At 58.6% G+C, this 21,913-nt stretch carries 22 protein-coding genes; 11 read left to right on the forward strand and 11 right to left on the reverse strand.

Annotated features, from left to right (window positions below):
• Positions 1–4 precede the first annotated feature (4 nt).
• From amt to K787_RS0106900, 3 genes are all read right to left on the reverse strand, one after another.
• Positions 5–3,391, reverse strand: coding sequence for an ammonium transporter (gene amt / locus K787_RS0106890; RefSeq protein WP_022962061.1), 3,387 nt, complete (start codon positions 3,389–3,391; stop codon positions 5–7).
• Between the two features lie 220 nt (positions 3,392–3,611).
• The gene (locus K787_RS0106895; protein WP_022962062.1) at positions 3,612–4,634 is read right to left on the reverse strand and encodes an NADP-dependent oxidoreductase; all 1,023 of its coding nucleotides are present in this window, start codon (positions 4,632–4,634) and stop codon (positions 3,612–3,614) included.
• Positions 4,635–4,791: 157 nt separating this feature from the next.
• Positions 4,792–5,325 carry a gamma carbonic anhydrase family protein gene (locus K787_RS0106900; RefSeq protein ID WP_022962063.1) on the reverse strand — a complete coding sequence of 178 codons (534 nt, stop codon included), beginning with the start codon at positions 5,323–5,325 and terminating at the stop codon, positions 4,792–4,794.
• Between the two features lie 119 nt (positions 5,326–5,444).
• On the opposite strand from K787_RS0106900, the gene prlC reads away from it, so the two are divergent.
• Positions 5,445–7,493: an oligopeptidase A gene (prlC, locus tag K787_RS0106905; protein ID WP_022962064.1), complete on the forward strand. Its 2,049-nt coding sequence runs from the start codon at positions 5,445–5,447 to the stop codon at positions 7,491–7,493.
• Complete coding sequence (locus tag K787_RS0106910; protein ID WP_022962065.1) at positions 7,490–7,753, forward strand: YheV family putative zinc ribbon protein; 264 nt, start codon at positions 7,490–7,492, stop codon at positions 7,751–7,753. Before prlC ends, K787_RS0106910 begins: the two co-directional genes overlap by 4 nt.
• A gap of 21 nt (positions 7,754–7,774) precedes the next feature.
• Here K787_RS0106910 and K787_RS0106915 read toward each other — a convergent pair whose 3' ends face one another.
• A complete protein-coding gene (locus tag K787_RS0106915) occupies positions 7,775–8,419 on the reverse strand; it encodes a hypothetical protein (protein ID WP_022962066.1) in 645 nt (214 codons plus the stop codon).
• Between the two features lie 462 nt (positions 8,420–8,881).
• Here K787_RS0106915 and coxB point away from each other — a divergent pair, with 462 nt between their 5' ends.
• The 4 genes from coxB to K787_RS0106935 are packed head-to-tail and all read left to right on the forward strand — an operon-like array spanning position 8,882 to position 13,104.
• Positions 8,882–10,006 (forward strand): cytochrome c oxidase subunit II, encoded by a 1,125-nt coding sequence (gene coxB, locus K787_RS0106920; RefSeq protein ID WP_022962067.1) that lies wholly within the window; start codon positions 8,882–8,884, stop codon positions 10,004–10,006.
• 9 nt (positions 10,007–10,015) lie between these two features.
• Entirely contained in the window at positions 10,016–11,599 is a 1,584-nt protein-coding gene (gene ctaD / locus K787_RS0106925; RefSeq protein WP_022962068.1) for a cytochrome c oxidase subunit I, read from the forward strand.
• Positions 11,600–11,610: 11 nt separating this feature from the next.
• Positions 11,611–12,183 (forward strand): cytochrome c oxidase assembly protein, encoded by a 573-nt coding sequence (locus K787_RS0106930; RefSeq protein ID WP_022962069.1) that lies wholly within the window; start codon positions 11,611–11,613, stop codon positions 12,181–12,183.
• A gap of 30 nt (positions 12,184–12,213) precedes the next feature.
• Positions 12,214–13,104 (forward strand): cytochrome c oxidase subunit 3, encoded by an 891-nt coding sequence (locus K787_RS0106935; RefSeq protein ID WP_022962070.1) that lies wholly within the window; start codon positions 12,214–12,216, stop codon positions 13,102–13,104.
• Between the two features lie 30 nt (positions 13,105–13,134).
• On the opposite strand, the gene K787_RS0106940 is transcribed toward K787_RS0106935, so the two are convergent.
• Positions 13,135–13,347, reverse strand: a complete 213-nt coding sequence (locus tag K787_RS0106940; protein WP_022962071.1) for a twin transmembrane helix small protein — start codon at positions 13,345–13,347, stop codon at positions 13,135–13,137.
• 63 nt (positions 13,348–13,410) lie between these two features.
• Between K787_RS0106940 and K787_RS22460 the strand changes: the two genes are divergently transcribed.
• The 5 genes from K787_RS22460 to K787_RS0106965 all read left to right on the forward strand — a co-directional run bounded on the left by K787_RS22460 (position 13,411) and on the right by K787_RS0106965 (position 17,399).
• Positions 13,411–14,148: an SURF1 family protein gene (locus K787_RS22460; RefSeq protein ID WP_022962072.1), complete on the forward strand. Its 738-nt coding sequence runs from the start codon at positions 13,411–13,413 to the stop codon at positions 14,146–14,148.
• On the forward strand, positions 14,138–14,737 hold the full coding sequence (locus K787_RS0106950; RefSeq protein WP_022962073.1) for a redox-active disulfide-containing membrane protein: 600 nt from the start codon (positions 14,138–14,140) through the stop codon (positions 14,735–14,737). Before K787_RS22460 ends, K787_RS0106950 begins: the two co-directional genes overlap by 11 nt.
• Before the next feature lie 5 nt (positions 14,738–14,742).
• The gene (locus tag K787_RS0106955; protein WP_022962074.1) at positions 14,743–15,783 is read left to right on the forward strand and encodes a COX15/CtaA family protein; all 1,041 of its coding nucleotides are present in this window, start codon (positions 14,743–14,745) and stop codon (positions 15,781–15,783) included.
• Positions 15,784–15,879: 96 nt separating this feature from the next.
• Complete coding sequence (gene cyoE, locus K787_RS0106960) at positions 15,880–16,776, forward strand: heme o synthase (RefSeq protein WP_152486798.1); 897 nt, start codon at positions 15,880–15,882, stop codon at positions 16,774–16,776.
• Entirely contained in the window at positions 16,767–17,399 is a 633-nt protein-coding gene (locus tag K787_RS0106965) for an SCO family protein (RefSeq protein ID WP_022962076.1), read from the forward strand. Before cyoE ends, K787_RS0106965 begins: the two co-directional genes overlap by 10 nt.
• Here K787_RS0106965 and K787_RS0106970 read toward each other — a convergent pair.
• The 6 genes from K787_RS0106970 to K787_RS0106995 form a co-directional block, all read right to left on the reverse strand.
• Positions 17,386–18,276 (reverse strand): TIGR03915 family putative DNA repair protein, encoded by an 891-nt coding sequence (locus K787_RS0106970; protein ID WP_022962077.1) that lies wholly within the window; start codon positions 18,274–18,276, stop codon positions 17,386–17,388. The genes K787_RS0106965 and K787_RS0106970 overlap by 14 nt on opposite strands.
• A gap of 9 nt (positions 18,277–18,285) precedes the next feature.
• Complete coding sequence (locus tag K787_RS0106975) at positions 18,286–19,500, reverse strand: putative DNA modification/repair radical SAM protein (RefSeq protein WP_028614692.1); 1,215 nt, start codon at positions 19,498–19,500, stop codon at positions 18,286–18,288.
• A 98-nt stretch (positions 19,501–19,598) separates the two neighbouring features.
• On the reverse strand, positions 19,599–19,733 hold the full coding sequence (locus K787_RS25705; protein ID WP_022962079.1) for a hypothetical protein: 135 nt from the start codon (positions 19,731–19,733) through the stop codon (positions 19,599–19,601).
• Positions 19,734–19,765: 32 nt separating this feature from the next.
• The gene (gene znuB / locus K787_RS0106985; protein WP_022962080.1) at positions 19,766–20,551 is read right to left on the reverse strand and encodes a zinc ABC transporter permease subunit ZnuB; all 786 of its coding nucleotides are present in this window, start codon (positions 20,549–20,551) and stop codon (positions 19,766–19,768) included.
• Positions 20,544–21,344 carry a zinc ABC transporter ATP-binding protein ZnuC gene (gene znuC / locus K787_RS0106990; protein ID WP_022962081.1) on the reverse strand — a complete coding sequence of 267 codons (801 nt, stop codon included), beginning with the start codon at positions 21,342–21,344 and terminating at the stop codon, positions 20,544–20,546. Before znuC ends, znuB begins: the two co-directional genes overlap by 8 nt.
• Positions 21,341–21,835: a Fur family transcriptional regulator gene (locus tag K787_RS0106995; RefSeq protein ID WP_022962082.1), complete on the reverse strand. Its 495-nt coding sequence runs from the start codon at positions 21,833–21,835 to the stop codon at positions 21,341–21,343. Before K787_RS0106995 ends, znuC begins: the two co-directional genes overlap by 4 nt.
• Positions 21,836–21,913: the final 78 nt, after the last annotated feature.

Raw genomic sequence — 21,913 nt, forward strand, 5'->3', positions numbered from 1 at the left:
CGGTTTAGCGCGGCATCATGCGTACGCCGTCAAGCTCACTTAAAGGCCGCGGATGGCCTAGATGATAGCCCTGAGCATAGTCCACACCGATCTCGGTCAGGCATTCGAGTATCCCTGCACTTTCAACAAACTCCGCCACTGTGATCAGGCCCATTTCATGACCGATGGTGTTGATTGACGCGACCATCGCGCGGGCAATCGGGTCGGTTTCTATATCCTTGACGAACACACCATCGATTTTCAGCATGTCTACCGGCAGGGTTTTCAGATAAGCGAAGGACGATAACCCCGAGCCAAAGTCATCCAGCGCAAAGCGACAGCCGATGGCTTTGAGCCGTTGCATGAAAATCACCGCACGGCTCAAGTTAGCAATAGCACTGGTTTCGGTCAGCTCGAAACAGATGCACGCGGCGGGCACCTGGTGCCTCGCCAGGGTGGCCAACACAAACTCCAGAAAGCTTTCTTCGCCCAGCGACGCGGCAGACAGATTGATGGAATAGTTGCCGGGGTTGCCAGCCATACGCCGCGAGTAATCACCGACCCAGGCAAGAAAGTTACCTACCACCCAACGGTCGATGGCGGTGGCCAGTGCATAACGTTCGGCCGCCGGCATAAAGGCGCCAGGTGGAATGATCCGACCATCGTCAGTGAGCATGCGCACCAGCACTTCATAACTGGGAGTTGCGTCCTGCTGCTGGACGCAGACGATGGGCTGCACATAGAGGCGCAGCCAGTCGCCGTCCAGAGCCTGGCGCAAGCGATTGACCCACTGCATTTCGCCACGCCGCTCGAGCAGCTGTTGATCATCGGCCTGGTAAATGTGAATACGGTTACGGCCTGCGTCTTTGGCGGCGTAACAGGCGCTGTCTGCGGCACTGAGCAAGCTGCCCAAGGTTTCGCCCTGCTCAACCTGTACCAGGCCAATGCTCACTCCAACCGCAAAGGTCTTGCCCTCCCAACTGAAGCGAAACGCCTCAACCAATGCGCGCATGCCATCGACAATCGGCACCGCTTCCGCCAATGGGCAGCCAGCCAACAGCAGTCCGAACTCATCACCGCCCAGCCTGGCGAGCACATCGCTGCTGCGAATGCGGCTTTGAAACAACTTGGCCAGTTGTCGGAGCAATTCGTCACCCGCCGCATGACCACAGGTATCGTTAACGATCTTGAACTGGTCCAGGTCCATATAGCACAGCACCTGATCGCCGCGTTCCTCCGCGGGAGTGAGTAAGAGCGCGAGCAAACGGCGCTCAAATTCGGCCCGATTGGTCAGCCCGGTCAAAGTGTCATGGGCGGCCTGATGCGACAGCTCACGGGCCAGCCGACGATTGATGGTCACGTCGCGAAAGGTCAGCACCGCACCAATGATGTGGCCTTCGGCATCGCGAATGGGCGCCACTGCATCTTGAATCGCCACATCGCTACCGTCGCGCCTGCGCAACAACAGCACGTTACTTTCACGCCCCTGCATTCCCTGACGATAGCGGCGCAGCAACGCGGTGACCGGATTACCCAGCGACACGCCGGTAAACTCGTCGAACAGCCGGTAGATATCTTCCAGCGGCCGACCGCGCGCCTGATCACCACTCCACCCAGTCAGCTTTTCGGCGACCGGATTCAGGTAGTTAATGCGGCTATCCGGCCCGGTGGTGATCACCCCGTCGCCAATCGAGGCCAGGGTGACTTGCGCCAGCACCTTTTCCTGGAACAATTGCTGCTCCACGCGCCTGCGCTCAGTGATGTCGCGGATCATGCAGGTCAGCAGTTGCTCATCCTCGTGCCCGCGACTGACCGTCAGCTCGGCGACGAACTGCTCGTGACCACGACGACTGAACACCACTTCCTGTTTCAGTTCGCCCCCGGCAAGCGGCTGCGGTAAGCCTTTCCAGTTATCCTCTGCCACCAGCCCCTGTAGGGATAGACCGAGCAAGTCTGCCGCTTGCAGACCAAACAGCCGCTCGGCACCTGGATTGCAGCTGGCCAGCACACCCTCGGGCGAGCAGGTGACAATGCCGTCACGAATGTCACGAATGATCGACTGGGTGGTGCCCACCGCTGCCTGTAGCGCCCGGATCACCTTGTTGTATTGCCCGGCGATTTGACCCACTTCGGTAAACGGCTCGACAGGCACCTCCTCGGCGAAATGCCCGTCCCGCTGGTGGGTAGCCATAGCTCCAAGCAACTCGACCAGCTCGGTGCGCGCGCCATGTTCCGAGACATTCAGACCGACCATTTCATCTTCCAGACTCACGCGGATCGGCACTACTCGGTTAAGCAGGCGCAACACCGCCCAGGTCAAACCGAAGGCCCAAAGGCCCGCCACCAGAACCCCCTGACCCTGCACCAGAAACTGCTGCCAGCGACTCAAGCCGGTCCCGAGCAATTCCATATCAGCAAACAGTGCCAGCGCCAGCGTGCCCCAAATACCACTGGCCAGGTGCACCGGCACCGCACCGACCGCATCATCGATCTTCAGGCGGTACATCAGCCGGTCAGCCAAGTACATGACCACGGCGCCGGTCAAGCCGATCAGCAAGGCGGCCCCGGAGTCGACCACATGCGCACTAGCAGTGATGGCCACCATGCCAGCGATCAGCCCATTAAGCGGGTAGACCGGGTCAACATGCCGCCAGCGCAACCAGGACAGCGCCATCCCCCCTAAAATCCCGGCGACGCCGGCAAGCACAGTGTTGGCAATAATGCCGGGCACGGTGTTGTCGAAACTGAAGGTGCTGCCGCCATTAAAGCCAAACCAACCAAACATCAACAACAGGGCGCCAAGCATCGCCATCGGCAGATTGGAGCCGGGCATACTGCGGCCATGGCGGCCCAGCTCATAACGATCCTGGCGCGGCCCCAGCACCAGCACTACCGCCAGTGCGATCCAGCCACCAATACTGTGGACTACCGTGGAGCCGGCAAAATCGACGAAGCCCTGCGCCGCCAGCCAGCCTTGACCATCGCTGAAACTGCCGCCCCAGGCCCAATGACCGAAGAAGGGGTAAACCAGCCCGGCGGCCAGCACGGTAACCAGCAGGTAGCCGCTGAAGCGCATGCGCTCCGCGGCAGCGCCGGAGACGATAGTCGCGGCGGTGGTACAGAACATAGCCTGGAACAGAAAGAACGCCGACTGCCAGGTATCCAGAAACGACAGCATGACAAAGCCCGTGCCAAACCAGCCATGCTCACTGGCGCCGAACATGATGCCGAAGCCAAATAGCCAGTAAAGCAGTATGGCGACACTCAGGTCAGCCATGTTCTTCACCGCTACGTTGATGGTGTTCTTACTGCGGGTGAGACCCGCCTCAAGGCAGAGAAAGCCCAGCTGCATGTTAAACACCAAGCCGGCGCAAAGTACGACCCAGAGCACATCTATCATGGATACGGGCATGGCCATCCTGCTGACTCAATGAGCAAACTGGCACAATGATGGCGCGGCACGGTGAATAAGCCGTCCTTTGTGCTGCATAAAGGTGCATTAAGACAAACAAGCGGGGCTCATCGGCTCAATACAGTGCGACCGATGCAGTTTCTATACCAAACGGAGGGTGATTGTTGCGGGAGCTAGAAGATGCCGCCATGCCACAAAGGCATGGCGGCGGATCAACGCATTACTCGGCGACGCGGACCAACTGCTTGCCAAAGTTCTTGCCCTTAAGCATGCCCTTGAATGCCTCTACTGCATTGTCCAGGCCTTCAGCGATGGTTTCGCGGTACTTGATCTTGCCCGAGGCGATCTGCTCGGCCAGATGCGCGGTGATTTCCTGATGCTGGTCCTGCCACTCGGTGACCAGAAAGAAGCGGTGCTCGGGCTTGTCTTCCATCGCGCCAAACACATGGAAGGGCGTCTCGACCTTGCTCGCGTCTTCGGCATTGTAAGCCGAGACGTAACCGCAGATCGGTACGCGCGAACCGCTGTTGAGCAGCTTGGCCACGGCGCGGGTTACGGCGCCACCGACGTTCTCGAAGTACACATCGATACCGTTCGGGCACGCATCTTTCAGGTCCTGCTCGAGGTTGCCGGCCTTGTAATCGACGCACTCGTCAAAGCCCAGCTCTTCGACCACATAACGGCACTTCTCTTCACCACCGGCGACGCCGACAACACGGCAACCCAGCTGTTTAGCGGTCTGGCCTACTACCGTACCCACCGGACCTGAGGCCGCGGAAACCACGACGGTTTCGCCAGCCTTGGGCTTGCCGACATAGGTCAGGCCGCAATAGCCGGTGCGGCCAGGCATACCGGCCACGCCAAGATAAGCCTGCAGCGGAATGCCGTGATCTTGCACTTTGTAAACCATCGGCGCATCGCCGGGGATGATGCTGTATTCCTGCCAGCCGGAGTAGCTGGTGACCACATCGCCGACGGCATAGTTAGGCGACTTGGACTCGACCACACGGCCGACACTTTCACCAACAATCGGCGCACCGATTTCGATCGGATCCATATAGCCCTTGCTGTCATTCATGCGCGGGCGCATGTACGGGTCCAGAGATAGCCACAAGGTCTTGATCAGTACTTCGCCATCCTTCAGATCACGCACCGGCTCCTGCTTGATGACCAGGTCGCCATCCTTGATTTCGCCCTGTGGGCGTTGGTTAAGTACTACTTTGCGATTGCTGTAGGCAGACATGAAAAGCCTCGAATAGTTGAAAACAGAAAAGGGGGCAAGAACACCCTGACCCACAGAGCATAAACCAGGCTGCCGCCAAGTCACGGAACATCGGGGTATTATTCATCGGGCTGATTACCTGACAGTTGGGCGCCCGAAACGCAGGTGGTCAGCCGGCTCAGTCCTGGGCCAGATGCTCATTCTTGAGCCTTACGTAATTGGCTGCAGTATAACTAAAGAAGCTGCGCTCCTTATCGGTCAAGGGTCTGACCTGCCGGGCTGGGCTACCCATGTACAGATAGCCCGATTCCAGTGTGCGCTGCGCTGGCACCAGGCTGCCTGCGCCGATGATCACCTCGTCTTCGACCACGGCGCCGTCCATGACGATACTGCCCATGCCCACCAACACCCGACTGCCAATAGTGCAGCCGTGCAACAAAACCTTGTGCCCGATGGTCACATCTTCACCGACCAGCAATGGATAGCCATCCGGATTGAACGGCCCAGCGTGGGTAATGTGCAGTACGCTGCCATCCTGCACGCTGGTACGCGCGCCAATACGAATATGGTGCATGTCGCCACGGATAACCGTCAGCGGCCAGACCGAGCAGTCATCGCCCAGCTCCACGTCGCCGATCACTACCGCGGACGGGTCAACAAATACCGCCTGACCCAACTGCGGCGACTTACCGCTTAAGGTGCGTACATTCATGCTCTGTCTCCATTAAGGAAAGCTCTTGCCACTATTAATAAAATCCAGTGGCCGTGCCAAGCGCCTCGATATTCAATAAGATACACACTATGACTCAGTCAACCTTTTCAGGAAACTTCATGACCTCGCCCAATCCGCTTCTGCAACCCTACGACCTGCCTCCGTTCAGCAGCATCCGTGCCGAGCACGTCAAGCCCGCCATCGAGCAGGTTCTGGCAGACAGCCGCGCGACGCTAGCCCAACTGCTGGACAATCCACCTGCGCAATGGAGCTGGGCCAACCTGATCGAACCGCTGGACGACATGGGCGAGCAGCTCGACCTGGCCTGGTCGCCGGTTCGGCACCTGAATGCGGTGATGAACAGCCCCGAACTGCGCGATGCTTACAACAGCTGCCTGCCGCTGCTGAGTGAATTCAGCACCGAGATGGGCCAGAACCAGAAGCTGTTTGCCGCCTATCAGCAATTAGCTGAAGGTGAGACCTTCAAGCAGCTGGATCAGGCACAGCAGACCATTATCGAACACGCGCTGCGGGACTTCCGCTTGTCCGGCATCGCGCTCCCTGCCGAGCAGCAAAAGCGCTATGGCGAGCTGCAAATGCGCCTGTCAGAGTTGCAGAGCACCTTCTCCAACCAATTGATGGATGCCACCCAGGCCTGGACCAAGCAGGTCACTGATGTGGCCCAGCTTGACGGCCTGCCAGAGTCAGCACTGGCCCAGGCCAAGCAGGCTGCCGAAGCCAAAGCGCTGGATGGCTGGCTGATCACCCTGGAGTTCCCTAGCTACTACGCCGTCATGACCTATGCGCGCGACCGCGCCCTGCGTGAAGAGCTGTACACCGCCTATTGCACGCGCGCCTCAGAACTCGGCCCACAGGCTGGCGAGTATGATAACGGCCCGCTGATCACCGAAATCCTGGCCCTGCGCCAGGAACTGGCCGAACTGCTCGGCTTTGCCAATTTTGCCGAGCTGTCTCTGGCCACCAAAATGGCCGAGAGCACCGATCAAGTGGTCAGCTTTCTGCGCGACCTGGGCAGCCGCAGCAAGAACTTCGCGGGCCAGGACCTGGCCGCGCTGCGGGAGTTCGCTGCCGAGCGTGGTTGCAATGATCTGCAGAGCTGGGATGTCGGCTATTACAGCGAGCAATTACAACAATATCGCTATGCCATCTCCCAGGAAGAGCTCAAACCTTACTTCCCGGTCGATACCGTATTGACCGGTATGTTCTCGGTGGTCGAGCATCTGTATGGCATTCAGCTGCGCGAAGTCAGCGAGTTTGATCGCTGGCACAAGGATGCACGGCTGTTTGAAGTGATCGAACAGGGCGAAGTCATCGGCCGCTTCTTTCTCGATCTGTACGCCCGCAGCCACAAGAACGGCGGTGCCTGGATGGACGGCTGCCGTGATCGTCGACGCCTGCCCAGCGGAGAGTTGCAGCGACCGATTGCCTATCTGGTGTGCAACTTCACTCCGGCAGTTGGGAACAAACCGGCGCTGCTGACCCACGATGAAGTGACCACGCTGTTCCACGAATTCGGCCATGGCCTGCACCATCTGCTGACTCGCGTTGACTACCCGGCTGCATCAGGGATCAATGGTGTAGCCTGGGATGCGGTCGAGCTGCCTAGCCAGTTTATGGAAAACTGGTGCTGGGAGCCCGAGGGCCTGGCGCTGATTTCCGCTCATTACGAATCCGGTCAGCCGCTGCCGAAAGATCTGCTGGACAAGATGCTCGCAGCGCGCAACTTTCAGTCCGGCATGGGCATGCTGCGCCAGGTAGAACTATCGCTGTTTGATTTCTTGCTGCATCTGCGGGAAAAGCCCGGTCAGACGGTGCAGGAAGTACTCGATCAGGTGCGTGCAGAAGTGTCGGTATTCCCACCGCCGGCATTCAACCGCTTCCAGAACGGTTTCGGGCATATCTTCGCCGGCGGTTACGCGGCCGGTTATTACAGCTACAAATGGGCTGAAGTGCTCTCTGCTGACGCCTTCTCGCGCTTCGAAGAGGAGGGTGTACTGAACGCTGACACCGGCAAAGCCTTCCGCGACAACATCCTGGCCCGTGGTGGTAGCCGTGAGCCGATGGAGCTGTTCGTGGCCTTCCGTGGCCGCGAGCCAAGCATTGATGCGCTGCTACGCCACAGCGGGTTGACCGAGGAGGCCGCATGACCAGCACCCCGACCACCAAGCGCTTTATCGCCGGGGCTGTCTGCCCGGCGTGCAGCGCTATGGACACCATTCGGATGTATGAGGTCGATGGCGTACCGAATCGTGAATGCGTCAGTTGCGGTTATGCCGATACGCTGGATGAGCGCGGCAACTCGGTCCCTCGCGAAGTGCCGACCAGGGTGACCAAGGTCAAGCAGCCCGCACCAGCCACCTCACAAACCGTGCAGTTTTTTCCCAACCCGCGTCTGAAGAAGAAATAATGGCTTGCACAACGGGACAGGCTAGTTAGTCTCGCGCAAACGTATTTCGACGCCTAATTGCCGCGACAGGCAAGGCCAATCCTGCCACAGCGCTATGCGACCGCGCTGGGCAATGATCTGGCGAAAATCATCGAAGGTTTGGCTGCTGAACAGGCTTTCCGGCGCCAAGCCTTCTACCGCCGTATTCACAGCCAGATCCAATTGGTTGGCAAAGGTATCGCCCAACAGCTGATGCACGATGACATTTGCCCGCGTGGTGTCCAGCGGCAACAGCGGCTCCCCGCCGTGGGCGATGTAGCGATCATTGACTTCTTCGACCAGCCGGTGAACAAGATAAGCCTCATCCAACAGGGCGAGCATGCCCTGATGGTCCGCGGGCAGATCAGGTGGCTGCAAAAAAAAGGCCTCGGCCACCTTTAGAACCGGCAACAGCTGGGCGCGCATATTGGCCGAATCGGCGACCGCCTGCGCCGCCTCCAGGGTATCCGGCACCTCGGCGATATAACCTTCAGCCAGCCGCTGCAGTGTATCCAGCGGATCATCACCTGGCGTAATAGCGGGATGCAGCTGCAGCAATTGCTGACTTAACCACGCGCGCAGGCTGCCCTGTTCGTGCTCCTGAAACTCGGCCACGCGAATACGCTCGCGTAGTGCTGCAATATTCATAAAACACTCCCCTATTTCGCCAGAAACCATCAGCACTAGCTAGCGTCGCAAACTATCGCCACAAAGCATGCCCCGGCAAAGATACCAATGCCCGAACACACGCTAGCAGAGCACTATGATATCGTCAAAATGGCTCAGGCTGAGCCAATAAAATGAAATGCAGTTGATCTCACCAGCATCCTCGCCCGCCCTCTGCTGCAGCACCCAATAACACAAGGCTACAAGTGCAGTCTTGACAGATATCAAAAAATAAAGACTCCCAGGGATTGCCTTAGAAACTGTCAGGTCTATACTCGAAGCGTCTGGCAGTCTTTTGGGGGGCCGGTCAGTAGCGCTTGAAGCTGCCTGCGTTAGGGCAAGCCAAGCGACTTATTGCCACGTATTTATCCAGTCCTGATGACTTTTTAAATGCCTTTCCCCCCGCTACCAGTGCTGAATAAAAAAAATAAAGGGGAACCGGGAATGTTGCGACAAGCAAGCGCCTGGCTGAGTGGTTTGTTTATGCTAGCACTCAGTGGCACCGTAAGCGCCGGATGGTCATTTAATATGCCCAGAGGAGTGACTGAGATCAGTCGCTCGGTCTTTGATCTGCACATGCTGATCTTCTGGATATGTGTGGTCATTGGCGTCATCGTCTTCGGCATCATGTTCTGGTCGATGTTCATGCATCGCAAATCCAGAGGTGCGGTGCCAGCCAAGTTCCACGAGAACGTAGGCGTCGAAGTACTCTGGACCGTCATACCTCTGCTGATTCTTGTCGGCATGGCAGTCCCTGCGACCAAAACCCTGATCGAAATTTATGACGCTGAAGAAGCGGACATCGATATTCTGATCACCGGCTACCAATGGCGCTGGCAATACAGCTATCTCGGTGAAGATGTTGCCTTTATGAGCAACATGATTACCCCTCGCGAAGAGATCAACAACCTCACTACCAAAAATGAAAACTATCTGCTTGAGGTAGATGAACCTTTGGTTGTGCCTGTGGGCAAGAAAATTCGCTTCCTGGTGACTGCCGCCGACGTCATTCACTCCTGGTGGGTTCCGGCCCTGGCGGTGAAAAAAGACGCCATCCCCGGCTTCGTCAACGAAGCTTGGACGCGCATTGAAGAGCCGGGCATTTTCCGCGGCCAGTGCACTGAGCTATGTGGCCGTGATCATGGCTTCATGCCGGTGGTTGTGGAAGCCAAGAGCCAGGAAGATTACGACATCTGGCTGGCTGAGAAGAAAGAAGCCGCCGCTCAGGAAGCCGAGCTGCGCGAGAAGGATTGGACGCTTGAAGAGTTGATGGTGCGTGGCGAACAGGTTTATTCCCGTGCCTGTGCGGCCTGTCACCAACCAGGTGGCGAAGGTCTGCCGCCCATGTTCCCAGCCTTGAAGGGCAGCGAAATGGCGCTGACCGATATGCCAGCGCATATCGATATCGTCGTTAACGGCAAATCCGGTACATCCATGGCCGCCTTTGGCGCCCAGCTGTCTGAAACGGATATTGCTGCGGTTATTACCTACGAACGTAACGCCTGGGGCAATGACACCGGCGAGATCGTCGCACCGCTCGACATCCTCAACTTCAAAAACGGCCAATAGGAGACCATCATGAGTGCAGTGATCGATCACCATCACGCCGACCATGCCCATGGTCCGGCCAAAGGTTTGATGCGTTGGGTACTGACCACTAACCACAAGGACATCGGCTCGATGTACCTGTGGTTCAGTTTCGCCATGTTTTTGCTTGGCGGCTCGATGGCCATGGTTATCCGCGCCGAATTGTTCCAGCCCGGCCTGCAGTTGGTGCAGCCGGAATTCTTTAACCAGATGACGACCATGCACGGCCTGATCATGGTCTTCGGTGCGGTTATGCCGGCGTTTGTCGGCTTGGCCAACTGGATGATTCCGATGATGATCGGCGCGCCGGATATGGCCCTGCCGCGCATGAACAACTTCAGTTTCTGGTTGTTGCCCGCAGCCTTCGGTCTGCTGGTATCGACGCTATTCATGGAAGGCGGTGGCCCGAATTTCGGCTGGACCTTCTACGCACCGCTGTCGACCACCTACGCACCACCGAGCGTGACTTTCTTCATTTTCGCCATTCACTTGGCGGGTATCAGCTCGATCATGGGCGCGATCAATATCATCGCGACCATTCTCAACCTGCGTGCCCCCGGTATGACGCTGATGAAAATGCCGCTGTTCGTCTGGACCTGGCTGATCACTGCCTTCTTGCTAATCGCGGTAATGCCGGTGCTGGCAGGCGTGGTGACCATGATGCTGATGGATATTCACTTTGGCACCAGCTTTTTCAGCGCCGCTGGCGGTGGTGACCCGGTAATGTTCCAGCATATTTTCTGGTTCTTCGGTCACCCCGAGGTGTACATCATGATCCTGCCGGCCTTCGGCGCGGTCAGTGCGATCATCCCGGCCTTCAGCCGCAAGCCGCTGTTCGGTTATACCTCGATGGTCTACGCCACCGCAGCAATTGCGTTCCTGTCCTTTGTGGTCTGGGCTCACCACATGTTTACTGTGGGCATCCCGCTGACCGGCGAGTTGTTTTTCATGTATGCCACGCTGCTGATTGCCGTACCCACCGGGGTCAAGGTCTTCAACTGGGTGAGCACCATGTTCCGCGGCTCGCTGACCTTTGAAGCACCGATGCTGTTTGCCGTCGCTTTCGTGATTCTGTTCACCATCGGTGGCTTCTCCGGGCTGATGCTGGCGATTGCCCCAGCAGACTTCCAATATCACGATACCTACTTCGTGGTCGCCCACTTCCACTACGTACTGGTGCCCGGTGCGATCTTCGGCATCTTTGCCTCGGCCTACTACTGGCTGCCGAAATGGACCGGCCACATGTATGACGAAGTACTGGCCAAGACGCATTTCTGGATGAGCTTTGTCGGCATGAACCTGGCGTTCTTCCCGATGCACTTTATCGGGCTGGCCGGCATGCCGCGGCGGATTCCGGACTACAACATGATGTTCGCCAACTTCAACATGATTTCGTCGATCGGCGCCTTCATGTTTGGCGCGACGCAGTTGCTGTTTTTGTTCATCGTCATCAAGTGCATCAAGGGCGGACCCAAGGCAGCAGCCAAGCCATGGGACGGCGCAGAAGGCCTGGAGTGGACAGTCGCATCGCCTGCTCCTTACCACACCTTCAGCACACCGCCTGAAGTGAAGTAGGAGGACAGGTCATGAGCGAAGGCATCAGCACAAAACGTCTGGTTAGCCGTCTGCTGTTTCTGGTGGTCGGCATGTTCGGCTTCGGCTTTCTGCTGGTGCCTATCTATGACGTGATGTGCGAGGCCTTCGGCATCAACGGCAAGACCAACTCCAGCGCCTACCAGGGCGGTGATGGTGGCGTCGACCTCGACCGATCGGTACGTGTGCAATTCATTTCTACCAACGCTGAAGGCATGGTCTGGTCATTTGGTCCACAGACCAATGAGCTGACACTGCACCCTGGCGAAACCCACGAGATGATCTTTACTGCGCACAACCCGACCAGCAAGCCGATGATCGCCCAGGCGATTCCCAGCGTCTCGCCGTCCAAAGCTGCCGCGTATTTTCACAAAACCGAATGCTTCTGCTTTACCCAGCAAATGCTGCAACCGGGTGAAACCGTGGAAATGCCTGTGCGTTTTATCGTAGACCGCGCCCTGCCCGGCGAGGTGCACAGACTCACGCTGTCCTACACCCTGTTTGACGTAACTGAGCGCATGGCCGCGAGCTTCGATCTCGATCTGGCCGCGCTGCACAGCAACTGACTTTTGACTGCCTGATAAGGAGAACAACAGATGGCGAGTCACGACACATCTTCAACGCATGAAGCCTATTACGTACCGGCACAGAGCAAATGGCCGATAGTCGGCTCCATCGGCCTGCTGACATCGGTCTTCGGTGCCGGCACGTTGATGAACTCCAATGGCGAGAGTGGTCTGCTGATCCTGCTGGCCGGCGCACTGATCATCACCTGGATGTTCTTTGGCTGGTTTGGCAACGTTATTACCGAGAGTCACCAGGGCCTCTACAGCGCGCAGATGGATCGCTCCTTCCGCATGGGCATGGGCTGGTTTATCTTTTCCGAAGTGATGTTCTTTGCTGCGTTCTTTGGTGCGCTGTTTTATGTGCGTACCTTCGCCGGCCCCTGGTTGTCGGGCGAAGGCGACAAAGGTATCAGCAACATGCTCTGGGAAGGCTTTCAGTATACTTGGCCGCTGATGACCAACCCTGACCCGAATGCCTTCCCCGGCCCACAGGAAATCATCAGCCCTTGGCAGCTGCCGCTGCTCAATACCATTATCCTGATCAGCTCCAGTGTCACCGTCACCTTTGCCCACCACGCCCTGCGTGCCGGCAAACGTGGCGCCCTGAAGAACTGGTTGTTGCTGACAGTGGTGCTGGCGGTGGTGTTCCTCGGCCTGCAGATTGCCGAGTACGTGCATGCCTACAAGGATCTTGGGCTGACGCTCAACTCGGGCATTTATGGCGCGACCTTCTTTATGCTTACTGGTTTCCACGGCGCCCACGTGTTTATGGGGACACTGATACTCACGGTGATGCTGGTGCGGGTGCACAAGGGGCATTTCACCCCGGAAAACCATTTCGGTTTTGAAGCGGCCAGTTGGTACTGGCACTTCGTCGATGTAGTCTGGGTCGGCCTGTTTATCTTTGTCTATATTTTCTGACCCACTGGCTGGCCCCGCCCGGGGCCAGCTTTAGTGCAGCCAGGGCGTATTCCAGGCAAACTGACCGGACCAGAAGCCGTAGGCAATCAGCAGCATTATCGCAACCGTCAGACCAATTCGCACACTCAGTGCAGTGACCAGACGACCTGATCCGTTGGTATCCTTGACCAGAAAGAACAGGCCGCTGAACAGGCTGACGACGATCGCCAGTAGCAAGGCCAAGATGACCAGTTTCAACCACATAATTGAATATCCATGCTTGTTGGGGTTGGTGCATTATAGACCCTGTTGTTAATCAAGGTTGCCATGTCTCATTCCGCCAAACGTTTCGCCCCCGGCTGGCCACTCTGGATATTCCTGCTGGCCTTTTTGCCGTTGCTGGTCACCCTCGGCTTCTGGCAACTTGAGCGTGCCGAAGAAAAGCGCCAAATGCAGGCGCAGATGGACGCCAACCGCAGTGCAGTGGCCGAAACGCTACTGGAATTGCAACAGCAAACCGATCCCAGCTGGCGACCTCTGTACCTGCAGGGCCAATTTGATCCCGAGCGCATCTGGCTATTGGACAACCGCATTCGTGGTGGCCAGGCCGGTGTGGAAGTGCTGCAGATCTTTGATGATCAGGCCTCAGGGCTCAGCTTGATCGTTAACCGCGGCTGGATAGCCTGGCCAGACCGGCGCCAGCACCCCTCGGTGAGCACCCCAGAACATAGCGTGCAGCTTGACGCCGAGGCGCTGCCCGGCGCAGAGCAAGGCTTTACATTGGGGCAAAGCAACGGCACCTCCGGCTGGCCCAAACTGATTTCGCGCCTGGATCTGGCGAGCATGGGCATGGACGCACAACGCCCCCTGCTCGACTGGACTGCGCGCCTGAAAACCGGCAGCCAGGCGGCCTTTACGCTGAACTGGCCGGCCCTACCCATGACCGCAAACAAACATATTGCCTACGCGGTGCAATGGTTTGCGCTGGCGATAGCATTGCTGGCACTCTTTATCTGGGCTGGATTCCAGCCCGAACATCGGGGGAATAACAATAATGAGCAGTAGCGACACAACACCCGTTCAGCCAGGTAAACCGCGCGGTCAGCTCAAGCTGCTGGCGATCTTTGCCGTGGTGCTAGGCCCGATTCTGGTCGCGGGCGTCATGGCCAAAATGGGCTTTATGCCGCAGAGCAATACCAACCGCTCCGATTTGGTCGAGCCGCACATCCTACTGGAAGACTGGCAATTGGCGGTCGAGCCTGTTGGTTACGGCTCGCCCTGGCGCATTCTGGTCACCAGCCCGCAGGATTGCCTGGATGCCTGTATGGCGCTGCTGCATGAGGCCCGGCAGATCAACGTTGCCCTCGGCCGTGAGGCTGGTCGCGTGGAGCATATGCTGGCCCTGGCAGCCCAGCCCACGGCAGCGCTACAGCAGCAGCTTGAGGCTGAGTATCCACGCCTGAGCCGCAGCATGCTGGATGCCGGCGCCTACCAGACGAGTCTCAGAAAGCATCCGCAGGAATGGCAGCAGGGCCCGCAATTATGGGTAGTCGACCCGCTGGGGCGGGTGGTGTTGCATCAGGATGCTGATAAACCTGGGAAGCAATTGCTCGACGATCTGAAACATCTTTTGAAAGTATCCAAGGTAGGATAAAGGTCATGCGTAAACCAGGTTACCTGTTTGCCGTAGGCGCTCTGGCGCTGGGTTTTGTGGTGGTGATTCTCGGCGCATACACCCGTCTGGTGCACGCCGGCTTGGGCTGTCCAGACTGGCCCGGTTGCTATGGTTTTCTCGGCGTTCCGCGGAGCGATAGCGCCATCCAGATTGCCGAGATGCGCTTTCCCGATGAACCCGTGGAAGTCTTCAAGGCCTGGGCCGAGATGGTTCACCGTTATGCTGCGGGTGTGTTGGGGCTGGTCATACTGGGTCTGGCATTGATGAGTCTCCGACAAAAGCGGGTGCCGGGTTATCCGGTGGGCCTGAGCTTCGGCCTGCTGTTACTGGTTATCTGTCAGGCCCTGTTCGGCATGTGGACTGTCACGCTGAAGCTATGGCCGCAGGTAGTGACGGCACATCTGCTCGGTGGTTTCGCCACCCTCAGCCTGCTGCTGTTGCTTTGCCTGCGCCTGCATGGTGGCTTTCACCCCATGGGCCCAGCCCAGGCTATCGCCAGACTGCGTTTCTTTGCCAGGCTAACGCTCCTGGTAGTAATCGCCCAGATCACTCTCGGGGGCTGGACCAGCACCAACTACGCCGCCGTCGCCTGCGTGGACTTTCCCACCTGCCACGGCGAGTGGTGGCCAGACATGGACTTTGCTGCAGGCTTTCACCTGTTCCACGAAATCGGTCCAAACTATCTGGGCGGTATGCTGCTCGGTGAAGGTCGCACAGCGATTCACTTTACCCATCGGCTCGGCGCCATCGTGACCAGCCTGTTTGTGCTTCTCTTGGCCTGGAAGCTAATGGACCGCCGCATGCCCAAGTTGGCCGGTTTGCTGACGCTGGTGCTGATAACTCAGGTGGGCCTGGGCATCACCAACGTGCTGGCGCATTTGCCGCTGGCAGTCGCCGTTGCGCACAATGCCATGGGTGCCACACTGCTGCTCGTGGTGGTGGCTATCAACTATCGCTTGCGTGCGCCTGCCGCAGATGCCATTTTCAGTAGCGAGAGGTCTAGCTCAAGGCTGGCCAGCCGCTAATGGCTGGCGCATACTGGCGCAGGCTGTATAGAACAAGGCTTACAAGAAGAACAATGACAGGCGCCGCAGGCGTCGGGGGAAGCACTGATGACCGTTATGAGCAACACTGCACAGGCGAGCGCCGGATGGCGCGACTATCTGGAGCTGACCAAGCCCAAAGTCGTGGCACTAATGATCATCACCTCGGCCATCGGCATGCTGCTGGCCACCGAAGGCATGGTGCCCTGGAGCGTGTTGCTATTGGGTAATCTGGGTATCGCCCTGTGCGCTGGCTCAGCCGCTGCGGTCAATCATGTGGTGGACCGGCGCATCGACATCCATATGGCGCGCACCCAACGCCGGCCTTTGGCCCAGGGCCGGGTCAACCCGCTGCATGCGCTGATGTTCGCACTGGTGCTTGGCGTCGCCGGCATGCTCATCCTGCTGCAGTGGATCAATGCATTGACTGCCTGGCTAACACTGGCCTCCCTGCTCGGCTATGCGGTCATCTATACCTCATTTCTCAAACGCGCCACACCCCAGAATATCGTTATCGGCGGGCTCGCCGGCGCAGCCCCGCCCTTGCTCGGCTGGACCGCTGTTACGGGCCAGATCGATGCTGAAGCCCTGCTGCTGGTACTGATCATCTTTGCCTGGACGCCGCCACACTTCTGGGCGCTGGCCATCCACCGCAAGGAGGAGTACGCCAAGGTCGACATTCCCATGCTGCCGGTGACCCACGGCGTGCGTTATACCAAGCTGCACATTTTGCTCTACACCTTTATTCTGCTCGCCGTTAGCATGCTGCCCTATGTCATCCACATGAGCGGCATCATCTATCTGACTGTGGCACTGGTACTTGGCATACGCTTTATCGACTGGGCCTGGGCGATGTGGCGCGACAGCCGCCCACATGCAGCGATCAAGACCTTCAAATTTTCGCTTTGGTATCTGTTATGGATATTCGTCGCGCTGCTGGTTGATCACTATGTTGGAGTTGTCGGATGGCTTTAAGCGGCGTACAGAAAACGGTTCTGGTGACCCTGGCTGCAATTGCCTTGGTTATAGGTGCGGTGGTCAATAAAGTAAGCCGCCCGGCGGTGCTGGACCGGGAGCAATTATCCCAATCCGGGATTTTCCTGTTCGACAGTCCGCGGGGCATTCCAGAAGTCGACATGCTCTCTGCCGCTGGCGGCAGTTGGGGCAAGCAGGACCTGATGGGGCAATGGGACTTGCTGTTCTTCGGCTATACCTTCTGCCCGGATATCTGCCCAACTACCATGGCCGAGCTCAGGCAACTGGTCGGTGCGCTGCCGGAAGCCTCTGCTAAACAGCTGCGAGTGACCATGGTCAGCGTCGACCCTAACCGCGATACGCCCGAGCAGATGCAGCAGTATCTGGGCTTCTTCAAAGCCGATTTTCACGGCGCGACCGGGGATCCCCAAGAGCTGGCTAAGCTGGCTCGGGCGCTGTCCATCGCCTATATAGAGCCGGACACCAGCAGCGATAATTATCTGGTCGACCACAGCGGTCAGGTGGTGATCGTCAATCCGCAAGGCCAATACGTCGGGTTCTTGCGGCCCCCGCTCAAGCCCGAGGAACTAAGCCAGTGGCTGCCGCGGATCATGAATCCCTAACCGGCACGCCCTTGTCAGCCATCTGAGCTGTTGCTGGTCCGCTGGCAACCGCCTTGTCACTCGCCAGACGAATCACTTTACCGGGCTTGCCCGTTACTCCGTCCGCCTGGCCGTCCTTCTGTGATCCTGCCCGCGCCATGCTGAGCAATACCGGAATCAACTTGCCTTCGGTAAGACCGGCCCAGAAACGCCGCGGCATATGGCCCTGCATGACCTTACGGTTCAGCCGGGCCGGGTTGAAGGTGCTGGCGTAGTAGGTCTCCCACAGCGCATCGTCCTTACCCCGCACCGCCTCGGCACGTGCTCGCCAGTCCGGCGGACAGGGCTGACGATAGTGCAACTGCTGGCCGTCGTACCAGACCGCATCGCGGGGTGTAGCGATCAACCAGCGTTGGCGGCCGAGACGTTCGGCGAAATGCATACTGGTGCTGGCGAGAATGTCATGCGCAGGTTCATGCCAGGCAACGTAGTCCAGATCTGGGTCGGCCGGCAGCGGGTGAAAGCGCAAAAACGCATGCAGATGATGGGCTTCTCGACTGGCTGCTTTTATCCGCCGCTGCAGCTCGCTGCCATCCGGGTCGCCGGCCAGCATGGCCTGACATTCACCCTTGACTACCCGCCAGAGAATTCGATACAGCAGGTTCCAGCGCCCCGCCGTGCGGTAGCGGGAGGCGCTCTTGAGCGCCGCGAGCAAAGCCGCAGGCACACGTAGCGTTGGAGCCGGAAGGCTATAGGCGGACAACGGCTCGGCGGCAAACAGCTGCGGATTACTTTCGTCCTCCCAGACCACCGCATGCGCTGGTACACCCTGAATCAGCAAGTCTCGAGCCTGATCGCGCCAGCGCTCAAAGTCGTCTTCACAGCAAAGTACGCGCATGCTATTACCTCAGGCCCAGAGCGCCATCTGCGCGGGTTGGTCGCTCAATTGCTGGCGCAGTTGGCTGGACTCGACCGTGTCCTGACGCGGGCGATAATCGCTGGTGACGATAAAGGGCCGCGCCTTGTCCATCACGCAGCGCATGCGCAGCAGATCTTCAAAACGTATGCGCTTAAGCCTCCGCAGGCTGACGATGCGCTGCGCAGAGCGAATCCCGATGCCCGGCACACGGGCTATCATCGCCGGCTCGGCCAGATTCAGATCAACTGGAAACAACGCGCGATTGACCAGCGCCCAGGCCAGCTTGGGGTCGATATCCAATGGCAGATTGCCCTGCGCGCCGATCAGCTCGCCGGCCTTGAAACCGTAGCTGCGCAGCAGAAAATCCGCCTGATACAAGCGGTGCTCACGCAGCAATGGCGGAGCCTGAAAGGGTACCGAGGAAGGACTATTGGGAATCGGGCTGAACGCCGAATAGTAGACCCGGCGCAAGCGATAATCGCTGTACAGTGCTTCAGCAGTATGCAGTATGCGACTGTCATCACTGGCGTCAGCACCCACGATCATCTGCGTGCTCTGACCGCCAGGGGCGAACTTGGGAGCGCGCTTATCCGCACGCGATTCATTAGACGCGCTGTCTATGGTCGCCATTGCGCCGGTGATGCTGCCAATCTGCTTTTCCGGCGCCAGCTGGGTCAAGCTATCGGGGCTCGGTAGTTCGATATTCACGCTGAGTCGGTCAGCATAACGTCCGGCCTCCTCAATCAACGCCGAGTCTGCCTCGGGTATGGTTTTGAGGTGAATATAGCCGCGAAACTGGTGCTCTTCGCGCAACAGCCGGGCCACGCGAATCAGCTGCTCCATGGTGTAATCCGGTGATTGGATAATGCCCGAGCTGAGAAACAGACCGCTGACGTAGTTCCGCTGGTAGAAATCCAGCGTCAGCTTGACCACCTCTTCCGGCATAAAGCGCGCCCGCGGCACATCACTGGAGCGGCGGTTAACGCAGTACTGGCAGTCGTACAGGCAGAAGTTGGTCAACAGAACCTTCAACAGTGACACGCAGCGACCATCCGGCGTGTAGCTGTGACAAATGCCCATGCCATTGTTGGCACCGATACCTTCCTTGCCCTTGGAGCTGCGCTTGGGTGCGCCACTGCTGGCACAGGATGCGTCGTACTTCGCGGCATCGGCCAGAATGGTGAGTTTTTCAATCAGCTCCATGTCACGCCCTTTAGCTGTATATACATACAGCATAAGCGTTGCAGCGACATTGCTCAACTTGCCTGCGTAGTTGGTTACATAACGGCAGAGCAACTGCGTTAATGGGGGCCCTGAAAAAGCTCGCCTTCGATCACCAACACTGTTCGCCCTTCTGGCTTGCGCGGTAGATCCCAGCCGCCGGTCAGCGCGCCAAACGACGGCAATACACTGACCCGCTCGCGAAACCAGAACACGGGCGCGCACAATCGGAACGGGGGAAGACGACTCAGGCCCGGCGCGGCACGCTGACGGCGAGCATAAAGAACAGCGCGGCGCAGACCACGATCGACGGGCCCGCTGGCGTATCCAGGTTCCATGACATCGCCAACCCGCCAAGTACCGCCAGACATCCTAGCAGGCTCGCACCCATGGCCATCTGCTCCGGGGTACGTGCATGACGCTGCGCCGCCGCCGGGGGAATAATCAGCAGCGAGGTAATCAGCAGCACGCCAACGATCTTCATCGCCACCGCAATCACAATAGCGATCAGCAGCATCAACGCCAGCCGAATCGCCGTGACCGGCAAACCTTCAACCCGCGCCAGCTCCTCATGCACAGTGACCGACAACAGCCGCCGCCAGAGCAGCGTCAGCAGCACCATGACGATCAGCAGCCCACCCAGCATCCAGTACAGATCCTCACGGCCGATAGCCAACAGATCGCCAAATAGATAGGCCATCAGATCAACGCGTACGTTATCGGTCAACGCCAGCACCACCAGACCCAACGACAGGCTGCTGTGCGCCAGGATGCCGAGCAGCGTATCACTGGCTAACCACTGCTTGTGCTGCAGCGCGACTAGCAACACGGCAAGCAGCACGCAGCCTAGGGTCACGGCGAGAGTAAGATTGATATCCAGCAGAATACCCAGGGCGATACCCAGCAACGCCGAGTGCGACAGGGTATCGCCAAAGTAGGCCATGCGCCGCCAGACCACGAACGAACCTAGCGGGCCAGCGACCAGTGCCAACGCAAGACCGGCCAGCAGAGCGTAAATCAGAAAGTCAGGCATGCTTGCAGTCGGGTCCATGCTGATGGGTGTGCGGTGCGTGTGGTTTATGGGAAACCGACGCTTCGACCACCTCACCATGCAGATCATGATCGTGGTCATGGTGGTGGTTATAGACCGCTAGCGCGCTGGCCTGCTCGCCGAACAGCGCGACAAAAGCCGGGTCCAGGCTGACCTGCTCCGGATGCCCGGAACAGCACACGTGGCGATTCAGGCAGACCACGGTGTTGGTGGTCGCCATGACCAGATGCAGATCATGCGAGACCATCAGAACGCCGCAGTTGTAGCGGTCACGCAGGCGGGTAATCAGTTGGTACAACTCAATCTGGCCGTTCACGTCCACGCCCTGCACCGGCTCGTCCAACACCAGCAGGTCTGGATTGCGCAGCAGCGCCCGCGCCAGCAGGATACGTTGCAGCTCACCGCCAGATACCTGTTGCAGCGGGCGCTCGAGTAAATGCCCGGCGCCGACATCGTCCAGCGCCTGCACTGCATCGGCGCGCTTGGCGCCCGGTGCCAGCAGCAGAAAGCGCATGACCGTCAGCGGCAGGGTTGCATCCACCTGCAGCTTCTGCGGCATATAGCCGATACGCAGGCGTGGCTGGCGATGCACCTTGCCCGAATCCGCCTTGAGCAAACCCAATACGACCCGCACCAGGCTGGTTTTACCCGCGCCATTGGGCCCAATCAAAGTAACGACTTCACCGCGTTTGACGCTCAGACTGACCGATTCCAGTACGGGATTGCCGTGCAACCGCAGGCTGACATTGCTCAGGCTCAGCAGTGGCTCGCTCATGCTGCCGCCTGACACTGCGCGCACAGGCCGGTGATTTCCACCGTCTCGCCCTCGACCTGAAAACCAAAGCCCTTGGCACTGGCGGCAATGGCGGCCTGAATGGTGCTGTTGTCTAATTCAATAGCGATATGGCACTGCCGGCAGATCAGAAACTGGCCCTGATGCTTATGCTCCGGACTGGCGCAGCCGATAAAGGCATTCAGCGAGGCGATGCGGTGAACCAGCCCTTGATCTAGCAGAAAGTCCAGCGCTCGATAGACCGTCGGCGGTGCCGCCCGGCGACCATCTTCCCGGGCCAGGGTATCGAGGATGTCATAGGCGCCCAGCGGCTTGTGGCTGTCCCAGACCAGCTCCAACACACGCTTGCGCAGCGCAGTAAAACGCACCCCAGCGCGCGCGCACAATAGTTCGGCGGCCGCCAGCGCATCATGTACACAAGCATCGTGGTCATGCGGTTGGTGCGGGTCGTGGGGTAGGCTGAGGTTGCTCATCGCGGGCGGGCCTTAAAAAAGGGAGTCTGGTCAATGGCTTTACTGCTGTTATCATATAACAATTATGCCCCCGGAGGT

Source organism: Halopseudomonas pelagia CL-AP6 (assembly GCF_000410875.1).
Lineage (GTDB): Bacteria > Pseudomonadota > Gammaproteobacteria > Pseudomonadales > Pseudomonadaceae > Halopseudomonas > Halopseudomonas pelagia.

Bases quoted from the DNA above. Each gene is read 5' to 3' on its own strand.
- znuC (WP_022962081.1), bottom strand. From the start codon at position 21,344: ATGAGCGAGCCACTGCTGAGCCTGAGCAATGTCAGCCTGCGGTTGCAC.
- K787_RS0106900 (WP_022962063.1), bottom strand. From the start codon at position 5,325: ATGAATGTACGCACCTTAAGCGGTAAGTCGCCGCAGTTGGGTCAGGCG.
- K787_RS0106915 (WP_022962066.1), bottom strand. From the start codon at position 8,419: ATGAATATTGCAGCACTACGCGAGCGTATTCGCGTGGCCGAGTTTCAG.
- K787_RS0106910 (WP_022962065.1), top strand. From the start codon at position 7,490: ATGACCAGCACCCCGACCACCAAGCGCTTTATCGCCGGGGCTGTCTGC.
- K787_RS0106995 (WP_022962082.1), bottom strand. From the start codon at position 21,835: ATGAGCAACCTCAGCCTACCCCACGACCCGCACCAACCGCATGACCAC.
- K787_RS0106930 (WP_022962069.1), top strand. From the start codon at position 11,611: ATGAGCGAAGGCATCAGCACAAAACGTCTGGTTAGCCGTCTGCTGTTT.
- ctaD (WP_022962068.1), top strand. From the start codon at position 10,016: ATGAGTGCAGTGATCGATCACCATCACGCCGACCATGCCCATGGTCCG.
- K787_RS0106970 (WP_022962077.1), bottom strand. From the start codon at position 18,276: ATGCGCGTACTTTGCTGTGAAGACGACTTTGAGCGCTGGCGCGATCAG.
- K787_RS0106950 (WP_022962073.1), top strand. From the start codon at position 14,138: ATGAGCAGTAGCGACACAACACCCGTTCAGCCAGGTAAACCGCGCGGT.
- coxB (WP_022962067.1), top strand. From the start codon at position 8,882: ATGTTGCGACAAGCAAGCGCCTGGCTGAGTGGTTTGTTTATGCTAGCA.
- K787_RS0106965 (WP_022962076.1), top strand. From the start codon at position 16,767: ATGGCTTTAAGCGGCGTACAGAAAACGGTTCTGGTGACCCTGGCTGCA.
- K787_RS22460 (WP_022962072.1), top strand. From the start codon at position 13,411: ATGTCTCATTCCGCCAAACGTTTCGCCCCCGGCTGGCCACTCTGGATA.
- K787_RS0106935 (WP_022962070.1), top strand. From the start codon at position 12,214: ATGGCGAGTCACGACACATCTTCAACGCATGAAGCCTATTACGTACCG.
- K787_RS0106955 (WP_022962074.1), top strand. From the start codon at position 14,743: ATGCGTAAACCAGGTTACCTGTTTGCCGTAGGCGCTCTGGCGCTGGGT.
- K787_RS0106895 (WP_022962062.1), bottom strand. From the start codon at position 4,634: ATGTCTGCCTACAGCAATCGCAAAGTAGTACTTAACCAACGCCCACAG.
- K787_RS0106975 (WP_028614692.1), bottom strand. From the start codon at position 19,500: ATGGAGCTGATTGAAAAACTCACCATTCTGGCCGATGCCGCGAAGTAC.
- K787_RS0106940 (WP_022962071.1), bottom strand. From the start codon at position 13,347: ATGTGGTTGAAACTGGTCATCTTGGCCTTGCTACTGGCGATCGTCGTC.
- prlC (WP_022962064.1), top strand. From the start codon at position 5,445: ATGACCTCGCCCAATCCGCTTCTGCAACCCTACGACCTGCCTCCGTTC.
- cyoE (WP_152486798.1), top strand. From the start codon at position 15,880: ATGAGCAACACTGCACAGGCGAGCGCCGGATGGCGCGACTATCTGGAG.
- amt (WP_022962061.1), bottom strand. From the start codon at position 3,391: ATGCCCGTATCCATGATAGATGTGCTCTGGGTCGTACTTTGCGCCGGC.
- znuB (WP_022962080.1), bottom strand. From the start codon at position 20,551: ATGCCTGACTTTCTGATTTACGCTCTGCTGGCCGGTCTTGCGTTGGCA.